The following is a 22812-nucleotide window of genomic DNA, read 5'->3' as shown; positions in this document are numbered from 1 at the left end:
CCGCGGCCGTGTGCGGCGAACCGGACGGTAGACCTTGTGCCGATCGGCCCCGGGCCCGTTCAGGTGCTGGACGGTGCGGGCATCTCGGCGTCTTCAGGGTTCTCGGCGGTCTCCTGTGGCACGGCGGTGGGGGCGATTCCGGGGCACATCTCGGCGGAGCCCTCGGTGCGCCAGACGTCGTCGGGGGCCGTGACGGTCACCGTGACCGTCGTCGGCGCGACGTCGATGGCCGGGGCTTCGAGGAGGAGGGCGTCGGCGGCCGTGCAGATCACTTGGGCGGCGGCCGTATCGGTCAGTGGTCCGGTTTCCCGGGACAGCTCGACCGACACCCGCGCACCGTCCGTCCGGACCGTCGGAGGGGCCATCAGAGGCGGAAGTTCGGTGGTCATGCCCTTGGCGCGTTCTCGAGCGTCCGGCCCACCGAACAGCATCTCCACGGACTTGTCGACACCGCTCGGGTCGGAGGCGGGGCGGCGGACGGCCAGCAGCGTGCCGGCCCTGACGAAGTAGAGGGCCTGGCTCGCCCGGATGCCGTTGGCTCCCTCTCCGGCCTCCACCACACCGGTCGAGGGGATGCCGCAGGAGGACAGCACGAGGGCGGTCGCGAAGAGCAGCGCGGGCCGGAACGACCGGTGTGCGGGTCTTCTCATGACTCCTCCCCCTGCGGAGGCCGTTGTGCAGGCCGTTGTGCGGGCTGATGCGCAGGCTGATGGGGAAGGCGCTGCAGTGGGATCTCGACCCTGAACACGGCACCGCCGCCCTGCGCGCGGTTCGCCGCCCGGATCGTGCCGCCGTGCAAGTGGACGTTCTCCACCGTGATCGAGAGTCCGAGGCCGCTGCCCTCCGTCCTCGTCCGCGCGGTGTCCGACTTGTAGAAGCGGTCGAAGACATGCGGCAGGACGTCCGCCGGGATGCCGGGCCCGCTGTCCAGCACCTCGATGACCGCGCACCCCGAATCGCCGTACAGGCGCAGTTGTACGGGGCGTGCGCCGTGCCGGAGCGCGTTGCCGACCAGATTGGCGACGACCACGTCGAGGCGGCGCGGGTCGACCCGGCCGCGCAGTTCGCCGGGCGCCGGGAACCGGGTGTCCACCGTCTCCAGCCAGGCGCGGGAGGCGAGGGTGCGCCGAAGGCACTCGGCGAGGTCGATGTCGTCGAGCTGCAGGCCCGCCGCGCCCGCGTCGAAGCGGGAGATCTCCATCAGGTCGTCCACGAGGCGGGCCAGCTTCACGGTTTCCTCGCTGATGAGCCGTACGGCCGTGGCGGTGTCTCCTTCGAGCCGGGCCGCGTCCTCGTCGAGGACGTCGGTGACCGCCGCCATCGCGGCCAGCGGGGTACGCAGTTCGTGCGACACGTCGGCGACGAAGCGGCGGGCCCGGGCCTCCATACGGCGCAGCTCGGCCACGGACTCCTCCAGTGCGGCGGCGGTCTCGTTGAAGGTGTGCGACAGGTCGGCGAGTTCGTCGGAGCCGTTGACCGCGAGCCGGGTGTCCAGGTGGCCGTCGGCGATCCTGCGCGTGGCGCGCCGCAGCTCCCGTACCGGCCGCAGCACACCGCGAGCGGCCAGCAGGGCGAGCAGGACGGCGAGGCCCAGCGCGGGTATCACGGCACGTCCGATGGCGGTGACCAGGGCGTCGACGTAACCCTGTTCGCTGGTCTGCGGGACCGTCAGGAAGACGGCGATCCCGGAGGCCGGGCGCCCTTCGATGTCGAAGGTGACCGGCAGGCCGACGACGAGCGAGGAGCGGCCGTCCGACGTCACCCGCTGGAAGACGGTGGCCCGGCGGGAGCGCAGGGCCGACCGCATGGCGGGTGTCAGCTCGTCGAACCTGTCCCGCGGCGTGGAGGTGGCGCGCAGATCGCGATAGGTGACCAGTACGCGCCAGTTCTGCCCCGGTTCGGCGCGGGCCACCTGGGCGGCGACCCACTCCAGGTCGGCCCGGCTCGGGGGAAAAACGATCGCGGGGGCGAGGCTGTTGACGCGCTCCCGCAGCTGTTTGATCACGGTGTCCTGGCTCTGCTGAAGCACTCCGGTGCGGGCCTCCCGGAACGTCAGGGCGCCCGTGGTCAGGGTGGCGACCGCGGCGACGAGCACGAAGGCCACGAGAAGCCGGCCACGCAGGCCACGCAGGCCAGGCAGGCGGCGGAAGCGGCGCAGGCCGCGCAACGATGTCTTCACCGGGACTGGAACCGGTAGCCGAAGCCGCGCACGGTCTGGATGTAGCGCGGCTGCCCCGGTGGCTCGCCCATCTTCGTGCGCAGCCGCTTGACGCAGGCGTCCACCAGCCGTGAGTCGCCGTGGTAGCTGTGCTCCCACACCGCCTCCAGCAACTGCTGTCGGCTGAAGACCTGGCCGGGCGAGGCGGAGAGCGTCAGCAGGAGCCGCAGTTCGGAAGGGGCGAGGGGGACCGGCACGCCTTGCCGGGCGACGGTCAACCCGGCCCGGTCGATGGCCAGTTCGCCGTCCTCGCCATGGGTCTCGATCTTCGGTATGCCGCCGTCGGCGGGCGTGCCGCCCACCCTGCGCAGGACCGCGCGGATACGGGCATCGAGTACGCGTGCCTGCACCGGCTTCACGACGTAGTCGTCCGCTCCGGCTTCGAGCCCGACCACGATGTCCGTGTCGTCGCCCCGGGCGGTCGCCATGATGACCGGCACCTGGTCCTCGGTACGGATCCGTCGGCACACGTCGAGACCGCTGAGGCCGGGCAGCATCAGATCGAGTACGACGACGTCCGGCCGGAAGGACCGCAGCAGCTCCAGCCCCTCCTCGCCGGTCCCGGCGGCGGTGACGTCGTGTCCCTGACGGCGCAGTGCGAGCCGGACGCCCTCCCGTACGGCGTGGTCGTCTTCTATGAGCAGGACGCGTGGCATGGGCTCAGTATCCGCACGGGCCAAGGGACTTGAGGCCCGGACGCGGGCAGGCCGGGGAACTGTTACGGGACGATCACACAGGCCGACCGGGTGATCCGGCGTTATGTTTTCGTTATCCAGTGAACCAGGTCCCATCACATCTCGTACACAGTCTTGATGACCATGACCAAGATCGCTCGCGCCGGGACAGCTTCGACTTCTCGATCCCGTCGACGTCGCGGAGGCCCCACGCACGCCGGAGACGGGCGCGGCCGGAAGCGGAAGGGGCCCCTGCTCGGGGGCTTGGCCGCGCTGGCCGTGTTATCCCTCGCTGTCGCGCTGGCCATGAACGGTACGGAGCCCCCGGCCTCCGGCGCCGACGACGGACCCACTGTCGCCGCGCGGCCGTCCCCGCCGACGCCGGACCGGTCCGCGAAGCCGAGCGGCGGCACGACGGCCGGGGCGGGCGCGAAGACCAGTGAGACGCCCGCCGCCGAGGAGGGCAAGCAGGGCGACCCGTCTCCGGACACCTCTTCCTCTCCCCCTTCCGCCGGGGGATCCTCATCGTCGTCCATCCCGCTGTCGGGCCCCGGCACGTTCACCACCGCCGGTGGGGGCAGCGGGACCGTGGGGAAGGGCGGCCGGGTGCTGCGCTACAAGGTCGTCGTCGAGGACGGCCTCACGCAGTCGGCCGCCGATGTCGCCCGGCAGGTGGAGGGCGTACTCGCCGACCCGCGCGGCTGGACGGCCGACGGCCGGTCGGGTTTCCGCCGCGTCTCCAGCGGTACGACCGACTTCGTCGTGCGCCTCGCCACACCGGGAACGGTGGACGAGATCTGCGGCCGGTACGGGCTCGACACCGGCGGCGAGGTCAACTGCAGCGTGGGCAAGGACGTCATGGTCAACCTCAAGCGGTGGCTGCTGGCGACTCCGGTCTACGCCGCCGACGTGAACGCCTACCGGGCGCTGATCATCAACCATGAGGTCGGCCACTTCCTCGGCCACGGGCACGCTACCTGCCCCGGAGCGGGCAAGCCCGCCCCGGCGATGATGCAGCAGATCAAGGGCATGCGCGGCTGCGTCCCCAACGTCTGGCCGTACGACGCCAAGGGCCGGCTCGTCACGGGTCCGGCGGTCCGCTGAGGGCCTGAAGCCCCCTCCTCCCTTGCCCCTCCTCCCTGCCCCGCCCGTCGTGCAACGGCCTTTTGGCGGCCAACAACCATTACTGGCCGTCGAGTTGGCCTAAAACACCGGGCAACCTTTCCGATCGCCGCGACCACACATGAGTCAGAAGCGCCGTTCACCGGAGCTTCACACACTGCACGTGCCCCACAAGAACCACGTAAGGAACTCATTCGTGGCATCCCCCTCGCACCGCCGGTCCCTCCGCACGCGGCGGACCGCTCTCCTCTCCGCCGCCGCCGTCGCGGCCGCCGGCCTCGGCGCTGTCCCCTTCGTGATGAACGCGGACGCGACCCCCGTCGACCTGGCGCACCAGGCGCTGCCCGCCAAGGACGGCTGGGCGGCTTCCGGCTCCGGCACGACCGGTGGCTCGAAGGCCTCCTCGGCGAACGTCTTCACGGTCTCCACCCGGGCCCAGCTGGTGAAGGCGCTGGGCTCCGCCACCAACTCCACGCCGAAGATCATCAAGATCAAGGGCACGATCGACGCCAACACGGACGACGCGGGCAAGAAGCTGACCTGCGCGGACTACGCCTCCGGCACGGGCTATTCGCTGGACGCGTACCTGAAGGCGTACGACCCGGCGACGTACGGCAAGAAGGCGCCCTCGGGCACGCAGGAGAAGGCCCGCGCCGCCGCCCAGACGAAGCAGAAGAAGAACATCGTTTTACGCGTCCCGGCGAACACCACGCTCGTGGGCGTCCCCGGCAGCAACGCCGGGATCAAGGGCGGCAGTCTGCTGGTGCAGGACGTGGACAACGTCATCGTCCGCAACCTCTCCCTCACCGCCACCGAGGACTGCTTCCCGCAGTGGGACCCGACCGACGGTTCCTCCGGCGAGTGGAACTCCGCCTACGACTCGGTCACCCTGCGCGGGGCGACCCATGTGTGGGCCGACCACAACACGTTCAGCGACGCGCCGTTCTTCGACAAGGCCGAGAAGACGTACTTCGGCCGCAAGTACCAGGTCCACGACGGTGCCCTCGACATCACCAACGGTTCCGACCTGGTGACCGTCGAGCGCAACCAGTTCACGAACCACGACAAGACGATGCTGATCGGCAGCAGCGACACCGACAGCGTCGGCAAGCTGCGCGTCTCCATCCACCACAACGTGTGGAAGGGCATCACCCAGCGTGCCCCGCTGGCCCGCATCGGCCAGATCCACCTCTACAACAACTACTACGACACGACGACCCTCAACGGGTACGCGCCCAAGTACAGCCTCGACTCGCGCGCCAAGGCCCAGGTCGTCGCCGAGCACAACGTCTGGACGCTCCCCTCAGGCGCGAAGGTCGCCAAGCTCCTGAGCGGCGACGGTACGGGCTCGGTTGCCGGCGGCGGCAACCTCGTCAACGGCGCGGCGACGGACATCGTGGCCGCGTACAACTCCGCGAACTCGTCGAAGAAGCTGAAGACGACGGTGAACTGGACTCCGTCGCTCACGGCGGGTCTCCAGACGTCGGCGAAGAGCCTGACGACGGAGCTGTTGAACTCGGCGGGGGCGGGCGTTCTCTCCTGACCCGGATATGAGAGGGGCCCGGGACTTGCCCGGGCCCCTCTCATATGCGGCGGAGGGCGCCGGAGCGTATGCCGTGGAGGAGGTGGGCGAGGGGGGTGGGGGTGGTGGTGAGCTGTTTGGAGGGGGCGTCGCTTTCGCGGAGGTGGATGGTGCCGCAGGTGACGGCCACTTCAACGCAATTGTTGCCGTCAGCGCCCCCGGAGAAGGACGACTTCTGCCAGTTGTCGGGGGTGGTCACGGCGCACCTCACAGTTCCTTCGCCAGCCTGAGGATGAAGTCACGCGAACGTGTCGGTTCGAGTGATACGGCCTCTACCTTACGGAAGAGCGTTCGAGAAGCGCTGAGTTGGGCTTCGGAGTCGATGAAGGCCGTGCCGTGGGCTGTGTCGCGAAGTGCTGTATCCAGTTTGGGTACGGCGCCACCCGCGTACGTCATCGCGCTCCAGGCTCCGCCGAAGTCGTCCACGTCGAAGGGGATGACACGCACGGTGATGTGATCCGCTTCGGAGAGTTCCAGGATGCGGGTGAGCTGAGTTCGTGCGGCGCTTCGATCGCCGACTCTGATGCGCAGAGCCGCCTCGTGGATCACGGCTTCGTACGGGATGGGGGCGAGGCCTGTGATGATCACCTTGCGTTCCATGCGGTGGTCGACTCGCAACGCCAGGTCGTTGTCAGGCAGTTCGGGAACGCGGTACGAGAAGATGCCGCGAGCGTAGTCCTCCGTCTGGAAGAGGCCGGGGACGTGCAGGAACTCGACGTCGAACCGGTAAGTGGCGTGGTGCTCCAACTCGGCGATGTCCAGGAACGAGACTGGTAGCAGGCCCTGATACCTCTCCCACCAGCCGCGCGTCCGGTCGGTTGCCATCACCACCAGCGCCTCGATCAACTCCGTGTCCGTGCAGGCGTAATTCGCGGCAAGTCGGCGAACGGTGTTCTCGCTCATGCCCACGACCCCGGACTCGATCTGACTCAACCTCGCCGAGTCCGTTCCCAGAGCCGCGGCGGCCTCGCGTCCCTTGAGCCCTGCGGCCTCGCGCAGTCTTTGCAACTCGGCGCCGAGACGCATCTGGCGCGCGGTGGGCTGCCGCCTCCGTGCCATGGGTTCCTCCTCGTCTCAACGTCCTTGGAAGGGTGCCTCGTTCGGGGGGCAGATTACGACAGCGGGTTGCGTGAGACCAAATTTGGTCTCTACTGTCAGTGATGCGACGCACACGCTGCGGAACTCCGGGATCTTCGGAAGCGCACCACTCCGTCCTGCCACGACGGCTGTGACACTGCCACCGCCCGTCACCTGCCGCGCATCCTCAACTCCCCACACGGAAAACGGAGTTCACGCATGCCTCGAAACGAAGACGAACCCTGGGAGTACACGCTCCACATCCCCCACGACCCCCGCGCGGTGACCGTCTGCCGCCGCACCCTTCGCCTCATCCTCACGATCCACGGCCTGATCCGCCTCACCGATGTCGCCGAACTCCTCGCAACTGAGCTGATCTCCAACGCCGTACGCCACACAAAGGGCCCCGCGGCCCTACGCCTCCACTGGCGGGACGGAGTCCTACGTATCGGCGCGTGGGACGCGAACCCCGTACCACCCCCGCCTCCAGGGGAGTTGGCGCAGGCCTTGGACGCCGAGGCGGGCCGAGGCCTCGCCCTCGTCCGGGCCTGCGCCGACGACTGGGGCTGGCATCCACTGCGCCACGGCGGCGACCGGGGCAAGTACGTGTGGTGTGACCTCGGTGTCGCATAGCGCGGAAATCGGTCGCGTCCCGTGAGGTGGGCCGTTAGCCTCCGCCGGAGCGTAATGAGGTACGTCACGCGACCGCGAAGGGGAGTCGTTCATGGAGATCGAGGGCGTACGGACCGACCGACTGGGCCTGCTGCTCGACCAGTTCGACAAGGCCAGGGAGATGGCCGGGGTGCGGCTGGCGGGGCTCGGCGACGAGGAGTACCTGTGGGAGCCGGTGCCCGGCTGCTGGTCGCTCCGGCGGCGCGCCGAGGCGACGACGCCGCGGGCGTTCGGGCCGGGCGAGTGGGTGCTGGACCTGGGCGCCGCGGAGATCCCGGCGAGCGAGTACGCGGAGGTCGCCCGGCAGGCGGCCGGCGGCATGTCGGTGGAGAAGATCGCCGAGGACTGGAGCGTGACCGCCGAGCGGGTCGAGCAGATCCTGGCCCACACCGGCGAGCCGGAGCCGGACAAGACGCCGGTCACGACCATCGCGTGGCGGCTGAACCATCTGTACTACGAGTTCGCGGGCGGCTGGGAGTGGACCTTCGGCGAACGACGGCAGGACCCGAAGCAGATGATCGACTTCTCCCCCTCGGCGGCCTCGACCCTGGAGGGCTTCTGGCCGGTGATCGACCGCTGGCGTGCCGACGTCGGCGCCCTCACCGAGGAGCAGCTCGACACGGTCGGCCTCTCGCAGTACCCGTACGGCTCCGACCCCGAGGAGCCGTTCATCGCCGCGCTGTGGGGGTCCAACCTCGAATTCATCCACCACATGGCCGAGATCGCGTTGCTGCGCGACCTGTGGCGGGCCCGCTTCACCACGCCCGGGTAGGCCCGGGGCGCGGCGAGGAGCTCAGTGGGCGAGCAGCGGTTCCACTCGGGACAGCGTGTCCTGGATGTTGGGCTCGGTGATCACCTTTCGCGCCTCGGCCGGTGACAGCCAGCGCAGCGGGGCGTCCGGGGTCTCCGGCCGTACTGTCTCGGGCACGCTGGTGGCCAGGACGAATCGCAGGTCCGCGTGTTCGTGCGCCTCCTCCCGGCTGTTCGCCGGAACCCCCACGATCACCAGGTGCCGCATTTCCGGGTCCGGCCATGGGGCCAGGTCGGGCAGGCCTGTCTCCTCCTGGCCCTCCCGCAGGGCGATCGCGAGCGGGTCGTGTTCGTCCGGATCGGCGTGTCCGCCGACCAGGAACCATGACTCGTGGCGTGGGTGTCGACGCAGCAGTATCCGGCCGCTGTCCGGATGCACGATCAGCGCCGATGCCGTGATGTGCAGGGGGTTCGACCGGTGCCACGGGTCACCCGCCTCGATGAGCGCGCGTACCCGGTCAACGTCGGCGAGTTCCGCCGGGGTCTTCGGCCGGTAGCGCGTGAGGACCTCGATGACTGTGTGGTGGGTTGTGGCCATGCGCCGGATCCTAGCGACGCGAGGTGCGGACGCGACGGGTATTTTTCCCGTCGGACAGCATCTATGAGCCGCGCGGAGCGAACCCCGTCGTCGTGAAGGTCGCCTGGTCGCGGGAGGTCGTGCCGTCGGTGATCCACCAGTGCGTGGGGTTCTGGCCGTAGAGGCCGAACAGGACTCCCGTGGCCCAGTGGAGGATCAGCTCGTCCTTGCCGTCGTTGTTGAAGTCGGCGGCTCCCGCGGGCCGGGCGTGCCGCCATTTCGCGGGCGTCTTCTTGCCGTTCGCCTTCGCGGGGCCTTCGCGCAGGACAGGGATGCGCTTGTCGCCGTCGATCAGTGTGGCGCCCTCGTACGTGGCGACCAGGATGCCGTCGCGGCCGTCGCCGTCCGGGTCGGCGGCAACGTAACCGCCGGGTCCGTAGTCGGTGGTGGCGCCTTCGGGTGCCTTCGGCAGCCGGTACGTGACCGGTGCGCCGCCGCTGCCGGGGTACACGGCGAGCGATCCGCCGACTTCGGGGCCCTCCGTCTCGTAACCGGGCTCGTCGTTGCGGCCGCCGCTGTCGCCTATGGCCACATCGCGCACGCCGTCGCCGTCGAAGTCGCCGAACGCGCGGGCGTTTCCGGGGCGCAGCTGCTTGGCGTTCGCGGACAGGCCGGTGCCGGGGCGGGCCGGGTAGAGGGTGTTGCCGGACTGCTCGCCGTCGCCGTCGGCGTGGAACAGCAGGGAGGTCGCGCGCGGCTTGCCGGACGGGTCGATGTCGTCCGCGACGAGCGAACCGTCCGACGCGGGCAGGCCGGTGTCCGTGCGCGCCGGTGCGCCCGACCGCGTGAACGGTCCGTACAGCACCACCAGGGACGACCCGTTCTTCGCGGACGCCGCGAGGTCGTGGTGCCCGTCCCCGTCGAAGTCGCCGCGCACCACGGACTCAAGGCCCAGCTTCGATGCGCTCTGCGGCAGCCGCACCGGGGTCGCCTCGGCACCTTCCGTGGGCCCGTCCGGTCCACCCCAGGTCACATACGGGGCGGTGCGTGCTGCGGAGATATTCCGGTCCTCGACGATCTCGCCCATGACGCTCGTGACGAAGTCCGGGAAACCGTCGCCGTCCAGGTCGGCGACCGTGTCCGGGGCGACAGGGTTGCCCGGGGCCACTTCCTCCGGCGGATCCGGCAGGCCCAGATCGCGGCGGCTGTAGACCGTGCGGATCGAGGGGTCGAGCCCCTTCGCCGAGCCGTGGACCACAGCGACCCGTTCGCCTACGGGAACGGGCACCATGAGGTCGCGGTACCCGTCGCCGTTGATGTCGTCGGGGTCCTTCGACCCCTTTCCGGGGGTCGGCTCCCGGCTCTCGGCGGGCGCGCTGGGCACCCCGTCGGCGGGGGACGGCTCGGGTCCCGTTCCGCCGTCGCCGCATCCGCTGAGCGGGGCGAGCACGACACAGACGGCACAGACGGCGAAGGCCGGCAAGGCGGTACGAGACTTCATGCGCCTCACCCTCACACCACGCGCCGTGCCGACTCCAGCGAGATGGGACGACTGTTGCCCGGTTGTCGATCAGCGGAGGTCCTCCTCGCCGACTTGCTGATCTCTCAGCCTCTTGCCATGTCTATCGAATGTCGATAGATTCCCATCGTGTATCGATCGGAGGAGGGGTGATGGGAAAGCTGACAGTGCGCGCGCTGCGCGCCGTGCTCGTGGTGGTGCTCACCGGCACCGTGTTCGTACAGGCATTGATGGTGTGGGCGTTGGTCAGCGGGAGTGACCCGGAGGACGGGTCGCTTCCGCTGACGCCGCTGCGCGTGATCACGATCCTGGGCATCGGGACGGCCCAGGTCGCCCTGGTCTGTGTATGGCGACTGGTAACGATGGTGCGACGCGGAACCGTGTTCTCCCACGCCGCCTTCCGGTACGTGGACGTCATCATCGGCGCGATCGTTGCGGCTGCTCTCGTGTGGTTCGCGGTCACGGCCATCAATGCGCCCGGCCAGCGGGACGACCCGGGCGTCACCCTCATCATGGGCGGGATCGGCGTGGCCATCCTGGGAGTCGCGCTCCTCGTGCTCGTGCTGCGGATGCTGCTCGCCCAGGCCGTCGCGCGCGATGTCGAGGCGGCGCGGATGCGGGCCGAGCTGGCAGAGGTGATCTGATGCCGATCGCCGTCGACATAGACGTGATGCTGGCCAAGCGGAAGATGTCCGTGGGCGAGCTCGCGGACCGCGTCGGGATCACGCCCGCCAACCTGGCGGTACTCAAGAACGGCCGTGCCAAGGCGGTGCGCTTCGCGACGCTCGCCGCGCTGTGCGAGGTACTCGAGTGCCAGCCGGGTGACCTGCTGCGGTGGGAGGCTGAGGAGGACGAAGAGGGCGAGGACGCCGCAGAGACCGCGGAGACCGCGGAGACCGCGGAGACCGCGGACGTGCGATCTCGTGCACGGCTGGGGTGAGGAGCCACCCGTTTCGGATTCCGGATTTGGTCCGAAGAGGCCCCGAAGAGGAGCCGAAAAGGACCCGAGGGACTTGAGGGGACGGGGAACGGATGGCCCGCTCTTGGCGTTCTCCCATTGAGGCGGTCGCCCTCCACCCGTGGTGGTGCGACGCAATTCCCGGCTACCGATCCCGAATGCCCTGCCATGTTCCGGTCCCGTGCTCTTTCCGTTGCGCTCTCGGCCGCTGTCGGCGTCCTGGTGCTCGGCTGTTCCACCGGTGGTGGCGTGGCCGACGGTGCCGCGGGCGCCCGGGGCAGTACGGCGTCCAGCGCGAGCGCGTCGGCCAGCAGTCCCGCCGAGCCTCCACGGGACACCCCCTCCGCGAACTCCGCGGAGCCGACTCCCAGTGAGGCTCCTCGCGAGACCAGCACCCGGACTCAGACCGCTCGGCTCGCCATCCCGGAGATCGGCCTCAAGGATCTGCGCGTCGTCCCGTACGAAGGGACGACTGATGACTGGCCGGGTACGCGGATCCAGAACCGTGGCGTCGGCGCCAGTCCGTACGGCAGCCGTGGTGGCGTCGGTCCCGGAGAGGTCGGCAACTACCTCGTCACGGCCCACCGGCTCTCCGCGGGCGGCCCTCTGCGCGAGCTGGCGGCTCTCGACGAGGGTGACTCGGTGTTCGTCACGGTGGGTGGGACGGTCTACGAGTACGAGATCACCGAGACCAGAGAGACCTCCTTCCGGTCTCCGCGCTCGCTCGCCGAACAGCGGGCGGCGGTACCGGGCTTCCCGGGCAAGCGGCCCACCCAGGCCATGATCACCATCTCCACCTGCGCGACGCCCGAGGACAACGCGGCCGGGAACTACTGGCGCGACGACAGGGGCAATCCCGAACACCGCATCGACAAGATCGGCGTGCTGACTTCCACGCAGAAGCCCACACAGAAGCCGGCATAGAAGCCGACGGGCACCCCCTGAGAGAGGGGGTGCCCGGTGGGTGCCCTGTGGTGGTCCTGGCGGGTTACTCCGGTGCGCCGCCGAAGCGCTCCTTGTACGTCTCCAGGTCCTCGTCCGTGATCTTGGTGAAGAGGACCGGGGGGACCGTGAAGGGCGTGCCGGTCGGGACGGAGGACAGGGCGCGGGCCTCGTCCGGGGTGACCCAGACAGCCGTGTCGTCCGGGAGCGTGAACGCCGAACGCATCGCCTTTGCCGAGGACGGGATGAAGGGCTCGGAGATGACCGCGTAGAGGTGGATGAGGTTCATCGCCGTGCGGAGGGTCAGGGCCGCGCCCTCCGGGTTGGTCTTGATCTCCAGCCAGGGGGCCTTCTCCTCCAGGTAGGAGTTGCCGGCCGACCACAGGGCACGGAGCGTGGCCGTGGCCTTGCGGAACTGGATGGCCTCCATCTGCTCCTCGTACTCCGCGAGCAGGCGGGCGATCTCCTCGCCCAGCTTCGCCTCCGCCTCGCCGGGCTCGCCGCCCGCCGGGACGTCGTCGCCGAAGCGCTTGCGGGAGAAGGACAGGACGCGGTTGACGAAGTTGCCGAGGGTGTCGGCGAGGTCCTTGTTCACCGTGGACGTGAAGTGCTCCCAGGTGAAGGAGGAGTCGTCGGACTCGGGCGCGTTCGCCATCATGAAGTAGCGCCAGAAGTCGGCGGGCAGGATCTCCAGCGCGTCGTGCGTGAACACGCCGCGCTGCTGTGAGGTGGAGAACTTGCCGCCGTAGTAGTTCAGCCAGTTGAAGGCCTTGATGACGTCGACCTTCTTCCACGGCGCGCGCGTGCCCAGCAGGGTCGCCGGGAACATCACGCTGTGGAAGGGCACGTTGTCCTTGCCCATGAACTGCGTGTAGTGGACGTCCGCCTCCGACTCCCACCACCAGGAGCGCCAGTCACGGTTCTCCGGGTCCTGGTCCGCCCATTCCTTCGTCGAGCCGATGTACTCGATCGGGGCGTCGAACCAGACGTAGAAGACCTTGCCGTCGGCGGCCAGCTCCGGCCAGGTGTCGGCGGGGACCGGGACGCCCCAGTCCAGGTCACGGGTGATCGCGCGGTCGTGCAGGCCCTCCGTCAGCCACTTGCGGGCGATGGAGGAGGCGAGGACCGGCCAGTTGTCGGCTCGTTCGTCGACCCATGCCTCGACCTCGTCGGCGAGCGCCGACTGGAGGAGGAACAGGTGCTTGGTCTCGCGGATCTCCAGGTCGCTGCTGCCGCTGATCGCCGAGCGGGGCTCGATCAGGTCGGTGGGGTCCAGTACGCGCGTGCAGTTCTCGCACTGGTCGCCGCGGGCCTTGTCGTAGCCGCAGTGCGGGCAGGTGCCGATGATGTAGCGGTCGGGGAGGAAACGACCGTCGGCGTTCGAGTACACCTGGCGGATCGCCCGCTCCTCGATGAACCCGTTGGCCTTCAGCTCGCGCGCGATCTCCTGCGTGATGTCGCGGTTCTGCGGGCTCGAGCTGCGGCCGAAGTAGTCGAAGGCCAGCTCGAAGCCGTCGTACACCGCCTTCTGCGCGTCGTGGGCCTGGGCGCAGAACTCGTCGACCGGGATGCCCTGCTCCTTCGCCGCGAGCTCGGCGGGCGTGCCGTGCTCGTCGGTCGCGCAGATGTAGAGGACGTCGTGGCCGCGCTGGCGGAGGTAGCGGGAGTACACGTCCGCCGGGAGCATGGACCCCACCATGTTGCCCAGGTGCTTGATCCCGTTGATGTACGGAAGGGCGCTGGTGATGAGGTGTCGAGCCATTGCGGGCTGCTCCCGAGTCGCTACGTGGGGTGACGGTTTCTGGTGTGCACTTCGACCTTCGACCGTCTTACGAACCTTGAAATCGTAGCCGACATGGGTGGGCCGCCCGCTCCCCGTTTTTCTGGGGAAGCGGGCGGCCCTGTCCGATTGCCGCTTGACGATGACGATTGCTGATTGTCAATCGCCGACGTCGATCGCCGATTGGGTACGGCTGTGGCTGTGGCTGTGGCTACGGGCGCCAGTTCGCCAGTACGCCCTCGTAGAGCTCCGCGTCCGTGAGCTCGCGCGGGGTCGGGCCCGCGTGGAAGAAGGCGGCGTTCTCCGTCTTCAGCTTGCGGAGGTAGTCGAAGGCCTTGTTCTCGTGCTCGCCGAACGCGACGAAGGAGAAGAAGACGGCGGGGTGGTTCTTGGCCGCGTCCGTCAGGGACTGGGTGGCGGGGGTCTTGGCGTCCGGGGCGCCGTCCGTCTGGAAGATCACCAGGGCGGGGACCGCGGGGTCGTCCGACTTCTGGTGCTGGGCGATCACTTCCGCCACGGCCACGTGGTAGCTCGTACGGCCCATGCGGCCGAGGGAGGCGTGGAGTTCGTCGACCTTGTTCTCGTGGTCGGTGAGGGTGAGTTCACCGGTGCCGTCCAGTTCGGTGGAGAAGAGGACGACGTGGACCGTGGCCTCGGGGTCGAGGTGGGCGGCGAGGGCGAGGGTCTGCTCGCCGAGGGCCTGGGCTGAGCCGTCCTTGTAGTACGGGCGCATGGAGGCGGAGCGGTCAAGGACCAGGTAGACCTTGGCGCGGGCGCCTGTGCCTGTGCCTGTGCCTCCGGCGGTGGTGAGGTTGTGCTTGGCCAGGGCGTCGGCGGCCGCGTTGTAGGCGGTGAGGAGGCCCGGGGCGCGGGTGGTGATGTGGGTGAGGGGGGTGGCGGGCGTGTCGGCCTCGGCTTCGCCTTCGGCCGCGATGTCTTTCCCGCCCGCACCGCCCGTGACGCTTTCGTCGTCGGCTGCGGGTGGCCCCTGTGGGGCCTGGTCGCCGTCGGCGGCCGCCGGCTCGCTCGCTGCCGCCTTTGCGGCGATGGGTTCCGGTGTCTGTACGGTGGCGGGCTCGGGCTCGGGCGTCTGTACGGCGGCGGGCTCGGGCTCGGGCGTCTGCGCGACGGCGGGCTCGGGCTCGGGCGTTTCCACGGCGGTGGGCTCGGACTCCTCGACGGCAGTCGGCTCCGTCTCCGCCACCGGCTCGACCTCCGTCACCGGCTCGACCTCCGCCACAGGCTCGGGCACGGTCACCGGCTCGGGCTCGGCCACCGGCTCCGCCGCAGGTTCCGGCTCTGGCGCCGGGGTCTCGTCGGCCACGGGCTCGACCGCAGGCTCGGGCTCGACCGCGGCTTCGGGCTCGGGCTCGGGAGCCGCCTCGGGCTCCGGTGCGGCCTCGGCAATGGGCTCGACCTCGGCCTCGACGACCGGTTCGGCCTCGACGACCGGTTCCGGCTTCGGCGCCTCGGCGACCGGCTCGGGTTCCACCACCGGCTCCGGCTCGGGCTCGGGCTCCGGGGCGACCTCGGCAACGGGCTCGGGCTCCGAGGCCACGGTGGCGGCGACGGACTCCGGGGCAGGCTCGGTCTCGGGCTCCGGGGTCTTGTCAACGGCGTCCACGACAACGGCGTCGGCCGCGACGTCAGCCACGGGCTCGGCCGCAGCCTCAGCCACGGGCTCGGCCGCAGCCTCAGCCACGGGCTCGGCCGCAGCCTCAACCACAGGCTCCGACGCCGCCTCGACGACACGGTCGGTGGCCTCGACCACGGGCTCGGCCGCAGCCTCGACCACAGGCTCGGCCGCAGCCCCAGCCACAGGCTCGGTCTCGCCGCTCGGCTCAGTCGCCAGAGGCATCTGCTTCGGGACCGTCACGTTGTCGAACGCCGCCGAAACAAGGTCGTCCACCACGGACGCCTTGGACTCAGCGGCAGGCACAGACGCAGGCACCGGCTCCGATGCCGGCGACGAAACCTCCGGCTCAGCCGCCTCGGGCACAAGCACGGGCTCGGGAGCCGCTTCCTGTCGGGTCGGCGGCACGCTCGGCTCGGCAGCGGCGGCAGCGTCCCCCTTGCGTGACTTTCCAAACGCATTCCGCAGGAGGTTGAGAATGCCCATGTGCGCAACCCTTCGCATGAGTTGTTTCCGTCAATCCCTGGCCAGGACGGACACGTAAGGTTAGCCGCAGGATTTGACGATCTTTGGCAGGGTCGGTTTCGCTCCGGCAACTTAGGTTGCCCTTACCTTTCCTTTGCCTCAACTCCCCTGTAGACGCTGGGGGTTCACCCCGCGTTCACCTCGCGTCCGCGCCCTCGCACGCGCGTGCCCCTAGCGTCACGCTCGACACAGACATAGGGGAGGGAACGTGCGCAACCTGCTGCCTCTGATCGGCTCGACCGGCTCACACCCGGGCGGCCGATCCGCGATGACCTGTCGGTACCGCTGTGGTGACGCCTGCTTCCACGAGGTGCCCAACACCAGCGCCAACGAATACGTCGGCGACGTCATCGCCGGGGCGCTCAGCCGTCGTTCCATGATGCGCGCCGCCGCCGTGGTGACGGTCTCCGCGGCCGCCGGAGGCGCCGTCGTCGGTGCGGTCGCGACCCCGGCCGCCGCCCAGAGCGCCGACGCGACCCCGGCCGCGTACACGAAGGGCAAGGCCGCCCGCGGCCTGCGCTTCACGCCCGTCGCGCCGAACACGGCCGACGCCGTGACCGTCCCCGAGGGCTACGACCAGAACGTGGTCATCCGCTGGGGCGAGCCCATCCTGCGCGGTGCCCCCGCCTTCGACCCGGACAAGCAGACCGCCAAGGCACAGGCGGGCCAGTTCGGGTACAACTGCGACTTCCTCGCCCTGCTCCCGCTGCCGGGCGAGCGCGGCCGTCAGGTGCTCGTGGCGAACCACGAGTACACCGACGAGATCCTGATGTTCAAGGGATACACCGCCGCCAACCCGACCCGTGAGCAGGCCGAGATCGCCTGGGCGGCCCACGGCCTGTCCGTCGTCGTGGTCGAGGAGGACCGGAAGACCGGCAAGCTCACCGCCGTGCCCCGGCACCACCTCAACCGCCGCGTCACCGCCACCACGGAGTTCAAGGTCACCGGCCCGGCCGCCGGGTCGGACCTCCTCAAGACCTCCGCCGACCCGACCGGTACGAAGGTCCTCGGCACGCTCAACAACTGCGCGGGCGGCGAGACCCCGTGGGGCACGACGCTGCACGGCGAGGAGAACTTCAACCAGTACTTCGCCAACAGCAGCCGCGCGACGGACAAGCGCTACGGCATCGGCACCACGGCCACCGAGCGCAAGTGGGAGCGTTTCGACAAGCGCTTCGACGTGGCCCAGGAGCCGAACGAGGTCCACCGCTTCGGCTACGTCGTCGAGCTGGACCCGTACGACCCCACCTCGACGCCCCGCAAGCGCACCGCTCTCGGCCGCTTCAAGCACGAGGGCGCCACCATCCGTCTCACGGACGACGGCCGCCCGGTCGCCTACACCGGCGACGACGAGCGCTTCGACTACATGTACAAGTTCGTCGGCAGCAAGCGGATGCGGCACGGTCACAGCCGGTCCGCCCGCGAGCACAACATGACCCTCCTCGACGAGGGCACGCTGTACGTCGCCAAGCTGACCGGTGACTCCCCGGCGATCGAGATCGACGGCACGGGCAAGCTGCCGTCGGACGGCGAGTTCGACGGCGGTGGTACGTGGATTCCGCTGGCCACCGCCACCGCGAAGGGCGCCGTCTCGCACGTGGACGGTATGACCGCCGAAGAAGTCTTCGTCTTCACGCGGCTCGCCGGTGACAAGGTCGGCGCCACGAAGATGGACCGCCCCGAGGACGTCCAGCCCTCGCCGCACACCGGCAAGGTGTACGTCGCCCTGACGAACAACTCCAACCGCGGTGTCGGTACGAACGCCAAGGCCGACGAGGCCAACCCGCGCAACGCCAACAAGCACGGGCACGTCCTCGAACTCACCGAGCGCTGGAACCGTGCCGACGCCACGACCTTTGCCTGGTCGCTGTTCCTCGTCGCGGGCGACCCGGCCGACCCGGCCACGTACTTCGCGGGCTTCCCGAAGGACAAGGTCAGCCCGATCTCCTGCCCCGACAACGTGGCCTTCGACCCGTACGGCAACCTGTGGATCTCCACCGACGGCGCCCAACTCGGCTTCCACGACGGCCTGTTCGGCGTCGCGACGCGCGGCGACCGGCGCGGTGAGCTGAAGCAGTTCCTGACCATGCCGAAGGGCGCCGAGACCTGCGGCCCCATCATCCAGGGCCGCCGCGTCGTCGTCGCGGTGCAGCACCCGGGCGAGATCGACGGCGCCACCGTCGAGAAGCCCGCGAGCACCTGGCCGGACGGCCCCGGGAAGATCGTCCGCCCGTCCGTGGTCGCGGCGTGGCCCAAGGACGGCGGCTACGTCGGCGTCTGAGCGGTAGTTGTAGGTACGTGGACAGTGGGCGCCCTCCTGCCAGGGGGCGCCCCTGTCTTTTGTCCTCAGGGGCACGGGGAACTGCCTGCACGAACTCGAACCCCGACGCGAATGAGCGGGCCCGCGTGGATCAGCTGTGGGCCAACGGACCCACCACGCCGTTTTTCATGTGCCCTTGTGGAGGGTCAGGTCCACGACCAGGGTTCGGTGGTCCGTGTTCTCGAGGTCCAGGAAGCGGGTTCTGTTGGCCGAGAAGTCCTGGGACACGAGGACGTGGTCGATCTGGGTGCCGAAGGCCGGGGCCGTCCTGGCGGGCCAGGTCGGGGTGCGGGCGTCGCCGGTGAGGCGGGCGGCGTCTCTGAGGCCGGTGTCGAGGATGCGCCGGAAGGCCGCGTGGTCCTGGGAGGCGTTGAAGTCGCCGGCGAGGATGGTGGGCTTTGCCTTGTTCGCGGCGGCGTGGTCGCGGAGGGCTGTGAGTTCCCTGCGCCAGCTGTCCAGGTGGGCCGGGAGCGGGGGCATGGGATGGGCCAGCTGGAGGTGGATCTCCTGGCCCTTCACCTTGGCTGTCGCGCCGGGCATGCCCATGGTGGCGGGGATGCCGGGGGTTGGTTCGAGGGGGTGGCGGCTGAGGATGACGGAACCGTCGGATCCATAGCCCTCGACTGCTTGCCGGTATGGGTAGAGGCTCTTCTGGTCAGCCCCCTCAGCCCCCTCAGCCCCCTCAGCCCCCTCAGCCCCCTCAGCCCCCTCAGCCCCCTCAGCCCCGTCCGCCCTGCCCGTCTGGTCTGTGTTGTCCGTCCCGTCCGTGCTGTCCGTCCCGAAGGCCTGCCGCAGTTTGTCGTCGCAGGTGTTCTCGCACTCCTGGACGAAGACCAGGTCGGGGCGTTGGTCCCTGATCGCCTCGATCAGGTCGTCCGTCGCCTCGCCGAACTCGACGTTCGATGTGAGGACGCGGAGTTCGACGAGTGGGGGGCCATCGGGTTCCGTGGTCTTTCCGTACGGCTCGATGAACCAGGCGATCGCGGCGAGGGCGGCCACACCCCAGGCGAGGCCGGTGCGCCAGCGGGTGAGGGCGGAGAGAAGGAGGGCGATGCCGGTGGGGGCGAGGAGCCAGGGGAGGAAGGCGAGGAGCTGGGGGACGGGGGTGATGGCGTCGGTGTCGGCGATACGGCACCCGACGACGACGCTCACGCCCGCGAGCAGAAGCCCGGCGAACCACGCACCGATTCCCGGCCCGCCGTGCCGGGAGGTGGGGGCGTCATCGGTCCACTCGTCCGTCTCAGCCGTCACAGTGCCCAAGCCCGTCCCTTTCGTCTTGGGTGGATCCTCTCTCAAAGACGGGGGTTGTGGGGGGAAGGTTGCGGGGCCTCCGGCGGTCGGGCGGTTGATCGGTTGGTTGGGTGGTTGGTCGGGTGGTTGGTCGGGCGCGGGAAGTGGTCCCGGGTCAGTGTTCGTCGACGTGGTTCAAGAAGGTCGCCAGGGTCTCGTTGAAGTCTTCCGGTTGCTCCAGGTTCGGCATGTGGGCCGAGTCAGGGATGACGCGGAGCGTGGAACCCGGGATCGCGTCGTGCATGGCCTTCGCGTCGGAGACCGGCGTGTATTCGTCGTCCTCGCCGACCACGACCAGGGTCGGGACAGTGACCCGGGTGAGGAGGCCGCGGTAGTCGGGCCGCTCCGCGCGGCCGCGCAGCGCTGCCGCGGCGCCCTCGGGAGGCGTGCTGGTCATCATGCGGTGGACGTGGGCCGCCACATCCGGGTGGGCGTACGGGGCGACCATCTTGTGCAGGACCTCGTCGGCGTACCCCCGCATCCCCTCGCGGAGGAGACGGTCCGCCATCTCGTTGCGGGACTTCCTGCCGGTGGGAGTCTCCGGTGAGGGGAAGGTGTCGGCCAGGACCAGCGCCCGGATGCGTTCCGGGAAGCGGCTGTAGCACTCCATGGCGATCTGGCCGCCCATGGAGAGGCCGGCGAGGGCGAATTCGTCCACCTGGAGATCGGTGAGGAGCGTCGCGATGTCCTCGGCGAAGGTGGAGAGCGGGGTGACCCCTGGGGTGACGGGGGACGCGCCGTAACCGCGTAGGTCCGGGGCGATTACTCGGCGGCAGGCGGAGAAGGCGCTGAGCTGAGGGGTCCACATCGTGTGGTCGAAGGGGTGGCCGTGAATCAGAACAAGCGGTGGGAGGGTTGAGGCTTGCGCGCCTTTTTCCTCGTATGCGAGGTAGGGAGCCATGAGGTGGACATTAGGGCTCGGTAGCTCCTCGGTGCAATAAAATCTTTGCCCTCGGTGCAATCCAAGGAGGGGTGTACGTGGAGGACTATCGGCGGATTGCCGACCGGCTGGCCGAGGAGATCGTCTCGGGCCGGCTCAAGGCCGGTGAACGGCTGCCGCCGCAGCGGGTGTTCGCCCGGCGGAGGAGGATCGCGGGGTCGACGGCCGGCCGGGTGTACGGGGAACTGGTGCGGCGGGGGCTGGTCGTCGGGGAGGTCGGGCGGGGCACCTTCGTGCGGGCGGCGCCGGTGCCGTCGGGGCGGGCGCTCGCCGAGACCGTGAGTGACGCGCCGGTCAATCTGGAGCTCAACTACCCCTTCGTGGAAGGGCAGTCGGAGGCGCTCTCACGCGGACTCGCACCGCTGTTGCGGGACGACGTGCTGGGGGAGGCGACACGGACCGTGCCGGCCGACGGGACGGCGGCCGCGCGTGCGGCCACGGCCGGGCTGCTGGCGGGGAGCGGGTGGCGGCCCGGACCGGAGCGGATCCTGTTCGCCGGCAACGGGCGGCAGGCCATCGCCGGCGCGCTCGCCTCCGTCATACGTCCAGGGGGACGGGTGGGTGTCGAGGCGCTGACGTATCCGCTGGTCAAGGACATCGCGGGGCGGGTCGGGGGCACGCTTGTGCCGCTGGCCATGGACGAGGAGGGGCTGCTGCCGGACGCCGTGGTCGCCGCCCACCGTGCCGCGCCGCTGTCGGCCGTGTTCGTCCAGCCGACATTGCACAATCCGACGTCGGCGACGATGGGTGACGCGAGGAAGCGTGAACTTGCCCGTGTGGTGCGGGAGTTGGACCTGCCGGTGGTCGAGGACCGCGTCTGGTCCTTTCTCTGCGAGGGGGGTGTGCCGTTCGCCGCCTACGCGCCCGAGCGCGTGTATGTCGTGGACGGGCTGTCCAAGCGTGTCGCGCCCGGGCTGACGGTCGGCTTCCTCGTCGTGCCCGAGGGGCGGGTCGAGGGCGTGGCGGGGGCTCTGCGGTCGGGAGGGTGGACGGCGGGGCGGTTCGCGTTGGAGGCGGGGACGCGGTGGATCCAGGACGGGATCGTCGACCGGCTGGTGGAAGAGAAGCGGGCGGACGCGGTGCGGCGGCAGCGGGTCGTCGCGGAGTGCCTGGGCGGGTTCGTCGTGCGGGCCGATCCGTGCGCGTACTACGTCTGGTGGGAGTTGCCTTCGCCCTGGCGCGCGGACACTTTCACGGCGGCCGCCGTCGAGCACGGGATCGCGGTCACGGCGGGGTCGGCCTTCGCGGTGGCGCCCTACGGAGCGCCGGACTCCGTCAGGCTCGGACTCGCGTCGGTTCCGGTGCCGGTGCTGGGGGCTGCGCTGCGGACGTTGCGCGACGTCGCGCGAAGTGGTCCGGGAGCCACGTCGCCAGGGCCACCGTGAGGCCGAGGGCCAGGATGAGCCAGGTGGCCGTGCGGAGGGTCGAGGTGAGGGCGTCGTAGACCTCGCCCGCTGCCGCGCGGGAGACGTGCGGAGGCAGGTCGGTCAGGGCCAGGGCGCGGCCGATGACCGTCGCCAGGGCCAGGAGTGCGGCGCCCAGGGCCATGCCGAGCGCGGTGGCCGTGACGGCGCGGCGTCGGCGTACCGCCAGGAGGATGCCGCCGACGGCCAGGGCCGTCGCGGCGAAGGGGAGCCAGAAACCCGCGAACTCCAACACGTGGAACCCCTTTCGGAGCGCGCTCAGCTCCTGGGCCTGAAGGACGGTGATCTCGGTGTGCGCCACGGGGATGTGGTTCGCCATCGGCACGCGGTCGTCGGTGAGCCGGGTCTTCAGTTGTTGGGTGACGGGCTCGAGGTCGACGGTGACGGCGCGGTCGGCGTTGCCGCGCAGGGCCCGCAGGACGCTCTCGTGCGCGGCACGGTTCGCCGCGTCCCACGCCGTACGAAAGGCCTCGGTACCGGTGAAGGACCGCACCGCCTCGCGTACGTACGCGCGGACCTGGTCCTCCAGCGGCCCGACCTCGACCTCCGTCATGATCCCGTCGGTGACCGTGTCCGCGATCGAGCGCCGCACGTCGGGCCCGGCGGCGACCGGTGCCATCGTGGCGACGTACCGGCCGGTGTCGCCGATCTCGTACTTCGCCCACGCCGAAAGCCCGCCCAGCGGCACGAGGACGCAGGCGAGCACGATCAGCACCGCCGAGAGGACTTTCCGCACTCTTCAAGGAAGAGCCCCGGTCGTGCCCTCCGCCATCGGGGGACGACCGGGGTGCTGCATCCGGGCGCGGATT

The 22812-nt window shown here is 69.9% G+C and carries 21 protein-coding genes and 1 pseudogene; 10 read left to right on the top strand and 12 right to left on the bottom strand.

All coding sequences use genetic code 11. The features are described from left to right. Positions 1-59: 59 nt before the first annotated feature. From ACTWQR_RS03310 to ACTWQR_RS03300, 3 genes are read right to left on the bottom strand one after another with little or no spacing between them, the layout of a single operon-like run. Positions 60-650 (bottom strand): hypothetical protein, encoded by a 591-nt coding sequence (locus ACTWQR_RS03310; RefSeq protein ID WP_443225340.1) that lies wholly within the window; start codon positions 648-650, stop codon positions 60-62. Then, positions 647-2140, bottom strand: a complete 1494-nt coding sequence (locus tag ACTWQR_RS03305; protein WP_443225567.1) for a sensor histidine kinase — start codon at positions 2138-2140, stop codon at positions 647-649. Before ACTWQR_RS03305 ends, ACTWQR_RS03310 begins: the two co-directional genes overlap by 4 nt. Positions 2141-2175: 35 nt before the next feature. Continuing rightward, entirely contained in the window at positions 2176-2874 is a 699-nt protein-coding gene (locus ACTWQR_RS03300) for a response regulator (RefSeq protein ID WP_443225339.1), read from the bottom strand. A gap of 324 nt (positions 2875-3198) precedes the next feature. On the opposite strand from ACTWQR_RS03300, the gene ACTWQR_RS03295 reads away from it, so the two are divergent. Together ACTWQR_RS03295 and ACTWQR_RS03290 are read left to right on the top strand one after the other, a co-directional pair. Next, positions 3199-3996, top strand: a complete 798-nt coding sequence (locus ACTWQR_RS03295; RefSeq protein WP_443225338.1) for a DUF3152 domain-containing protein — start codon at positions 3199-3201, stop codon at positions 3994-3996. Positions 3997-4210: 214 nt separating this feature from the next. After that, positions 4211-5557: a pectate lyase family protein gene (locus ACTWQR_RS03290; RefSeq protein WP_443225337.1), complete on the top strand. Its 1347-nt coding sequence runs from the start codon at positions 4211-4213 to the stop codon at positions 5555-5557. Between the two features lie 40 nt (positions 5558-5597). Here ACTWQR_RS03290 and ACTWQR_RS03285 read toward each other — a convergent pair whose 3' ends face one another. Next, the gene (locus ACTWQR_RS03285; RefSeq protein ID WP_443225336.1) at positions 5598-5795 is read right to left on the bottom strand and encodes a DUF397 domain-containing protein; all 198 of its coding nucleotides are present in this window, start codon (positions 5793-5795) and stop codon (positions 5598-5600) included. A gap of 8 nt (positions 5796-5803) precedes the next feature. Continuing rightward, the gene (locus ACTWQR_RS03280; protein WP_443225335.1) at positions 5804-6655 is read right to left on the bottom strand and encodes a helix-turn-helix domain-containing protein; all 852 of its coding nucleotides are present in this window, start codon (positions 6653-6655) and stop codon (positions 5804-5806) included. Between the two features lie 237 nt (positions 6656-6892). Between ACTWQR_RS03280 and ACTWQR_RS03275 the strand changes: the two genes are divergently transcribed. Both ACTWQR_RS03275 and ACTWQR_RS03270 read left to right on the top strand, forming a co-directional pair. Further along, entirely contained in the window at positions 6893-7306 is a 414-nt protein-coding gene (locus ACTWQR_RS03275; protein WP_443225334.1) for an ATP-binding protein, read from the top strand. A gap of 91 nt (positions 7307-7397) precedes the next feature. Beyond that, positions 7398-8117, top strand: a complete 720-nt coding sequence (locus ACTWQR_RS03270) for a DinB family protein (RefSeq protein WP_443225333.1) — start codon at positions 7398-7400, stop codon at positions 8115-8117. Positions 8118-8138: 21 nt separating this feature from the next. On the opposite strand, the gene ACTWQR_RS03265 is transcribed toward ACTWQR_RS03270, so the two are convergent. Then, positions 8139-8693, bottom strand: coding sequence for an NUDIX hydrolase (locus tag ACTWQR_RS03265; RefSeq protein WP_443225332.1), 555 nt, complete (start codon positions 8691-8693; stop codon positions 8139-8141). A 61-nt stretch (positions 8694-8754) separates the two neighbouring features. Continuing rightward, positions 8755-10173 carry an FG-GAP repeat domain-containing protein gene (locus ACTWQR_RS03260; protein ID WP_443225331.1) on the bottom strand — a complete coding sequence of 473 codons (1419 nt, stop codon included), beginning with the start codon at positions 10171-10173 and terminating at the stop codon, positions 8755-8757. Positions 10174-10343: 170 nt separating this feature from the next. Between ACTWQR_RS03260 and ACTWQR_RS03255 the strand changes: the two genes are divergently transcribed. From ACTWQR_RS03255 to ACTWQR_RS03245, 3 genes are all read left to right on the top strand, one after another. After that, the gene (locus ACTWQR_RS03255) at positions 10344-10835 is read left to right on the top strand and encodes a DUF2975 domain-containing protein (protein WP_443225330.1); all 492 of its coding nucleotides are present in this window, start codon (positions 10344-10346) and stop codon (positions 10833-10835) included. Further along, a complete protein-coding gene (locus ACTWQR_RS03250; protein ID WP_443225329.1) occupies positions 10835-11131 on the top strand; it encodes a helix-turn-helix domain-containing protein in 297 nt (98 codons plus the stop codon). Before ACTWQR_RS03255 ends, ACTWQR_RS03250 begins: the two co-directional genes overlap by 1 nt. A gap of 186 nt (positions 11132-11317) precedes the next feature. Further along, positions 11318-12073 (top strand): class E sortase, encoded by a 756-nt coding sequence (locus ACTWQR_RS03245; protein WP_443225328.1) that lies wholly within the window; start codon positions 11318-11320, stop codon positions 12071-12073. Between the two features lie 64 nt (positions 12074-12137). Here ACTWQR_RS03245 and metG read toward each other — a convergent pair whose 3' ends face one another. Then, the gene (metG, locus tag ACTWQR_RS03240) at positions 12138-13853 is read right to left on the bottom strand and encodes a methionine--tRNA ligase (RefSeq protein ID WP_443225327.1); all 1716 of its coding nucleotides are present in this window, start codon (positions 13851-13853) and stop codon (positions 12138-12140) included. A gap of 229 nt (positions 13854-14082) precedes the next feature. Next, positions 14083-15990 (bottom strand): VWA domain-containing protein, encoded by a 1908-nt coding sequence (locus tag ACTWQR_RS03235; protein WP_443225326.1) that lies wholly within the window; start codon positions 15988-15990, stop codon positions 14083-14085. Between the two features lie 247 nt (positions 15991-16237). On the opposite strand from ACTWQR_RS03235, the gene ACTWQR_RS03230 reads away from it, so the two are divergent. Both ACTWQR_RS03230 and ACTWQR_RS03225 read left to right on the top strand, forming a co-directional pair. After that, entirely contained in the window at positions 16238-18310 is a 2073-nt protein-coding gene (locus ACTWQR_RS03230) for a PhoX family protein (RefSeq protein ID WP_443225325.1), read from the top strand. Positions 18311-18360: 50 nt separating this feature from the next. Next, a pseudogene (locus ACTWQR_RS03225) lies at positions 18361-18459 on the top strand (snapalysin family zinc-dependent metalloprotease); the annotation flags it as partial. 16 nt (positions 18460-18475) lie between these two features. Here ACTWQR_RS03225 and ACTWQR_RS03220 read toward each other — a convergent pair. Together ACTWQR_RS03220 and ACTWQR_RS03215 are read right to left on the bottom strand one after the other, a co-directional pair. Then, positions 18476-19600, bottom strand: coding sequence for an endonuclease/exonuclease/phosphatase family protein (locus ACTWQR_RS03220; RefSeq protein ID WP_443225566.1), 1125 nt, complete (start codon positions 19598-19600; stop codon positions 18476-18478). 154 nt (positions 19601-19754) lie between these two features. After that, positions 19755-20540: an alpha/beta fold hydrolase gene (locus tag ACTWQR_RS03215; RefSeq protein WP_443225324.1), complete on the bottom strand. Its 786-nt coding sequence runs from the start codon at positions 20538-20540 to the stop codon at positions 19755-19757. Positions 20541-20617: 77 nt separating this feature from the next. On the opposite strand from ACTWQR_RS03215, the gene ACTWQR_RS03210 reads away from it, so the two are divergent. Then, a complete protein-coding gene (locus tag ACTWQR_RS03210) occupies positions 20618-21964 on the top strand; it encodes an aminotransferase-like domain-containing protein (protein WP_443225323.1) in 1347 nt (448 codons plus the stop codon). On the opposite strand, the gene ACTWQR_RS03205 is transcribed toward ACTWQR_RS03210, so the two are convergent. Further along, positions 21855-22739 carry a hypothetical protein gene (locus tag ACTWQR_RS03205; protein WP_443225322.1) on the bottom strand — a complete coding sequence of 295 codons (885 nt, stop codon included), beginning with the start codon at positions 22737-22739 and terminating at the stop codon, positions 21855-21857. The two genes, ACTWQR_RS03210 and ACTWQR_RS03205, sit on opposite strands and share 110 nt — an antisense overlap. Positions 22740-22812: the final 73 nt, after the last annotated feature.

It is taken from the genome of Streptomyces sp. 2A115 (genome assembly GCF_052245575.1).
GTDB lineage: Bacteria > Actinomycetota > Actinomycetes > Streptomycetales > Streptomycetaceae > Streptomyces.
This window is presented reverse-complemented; position numbering and strand designations above follow the sequence as displayed.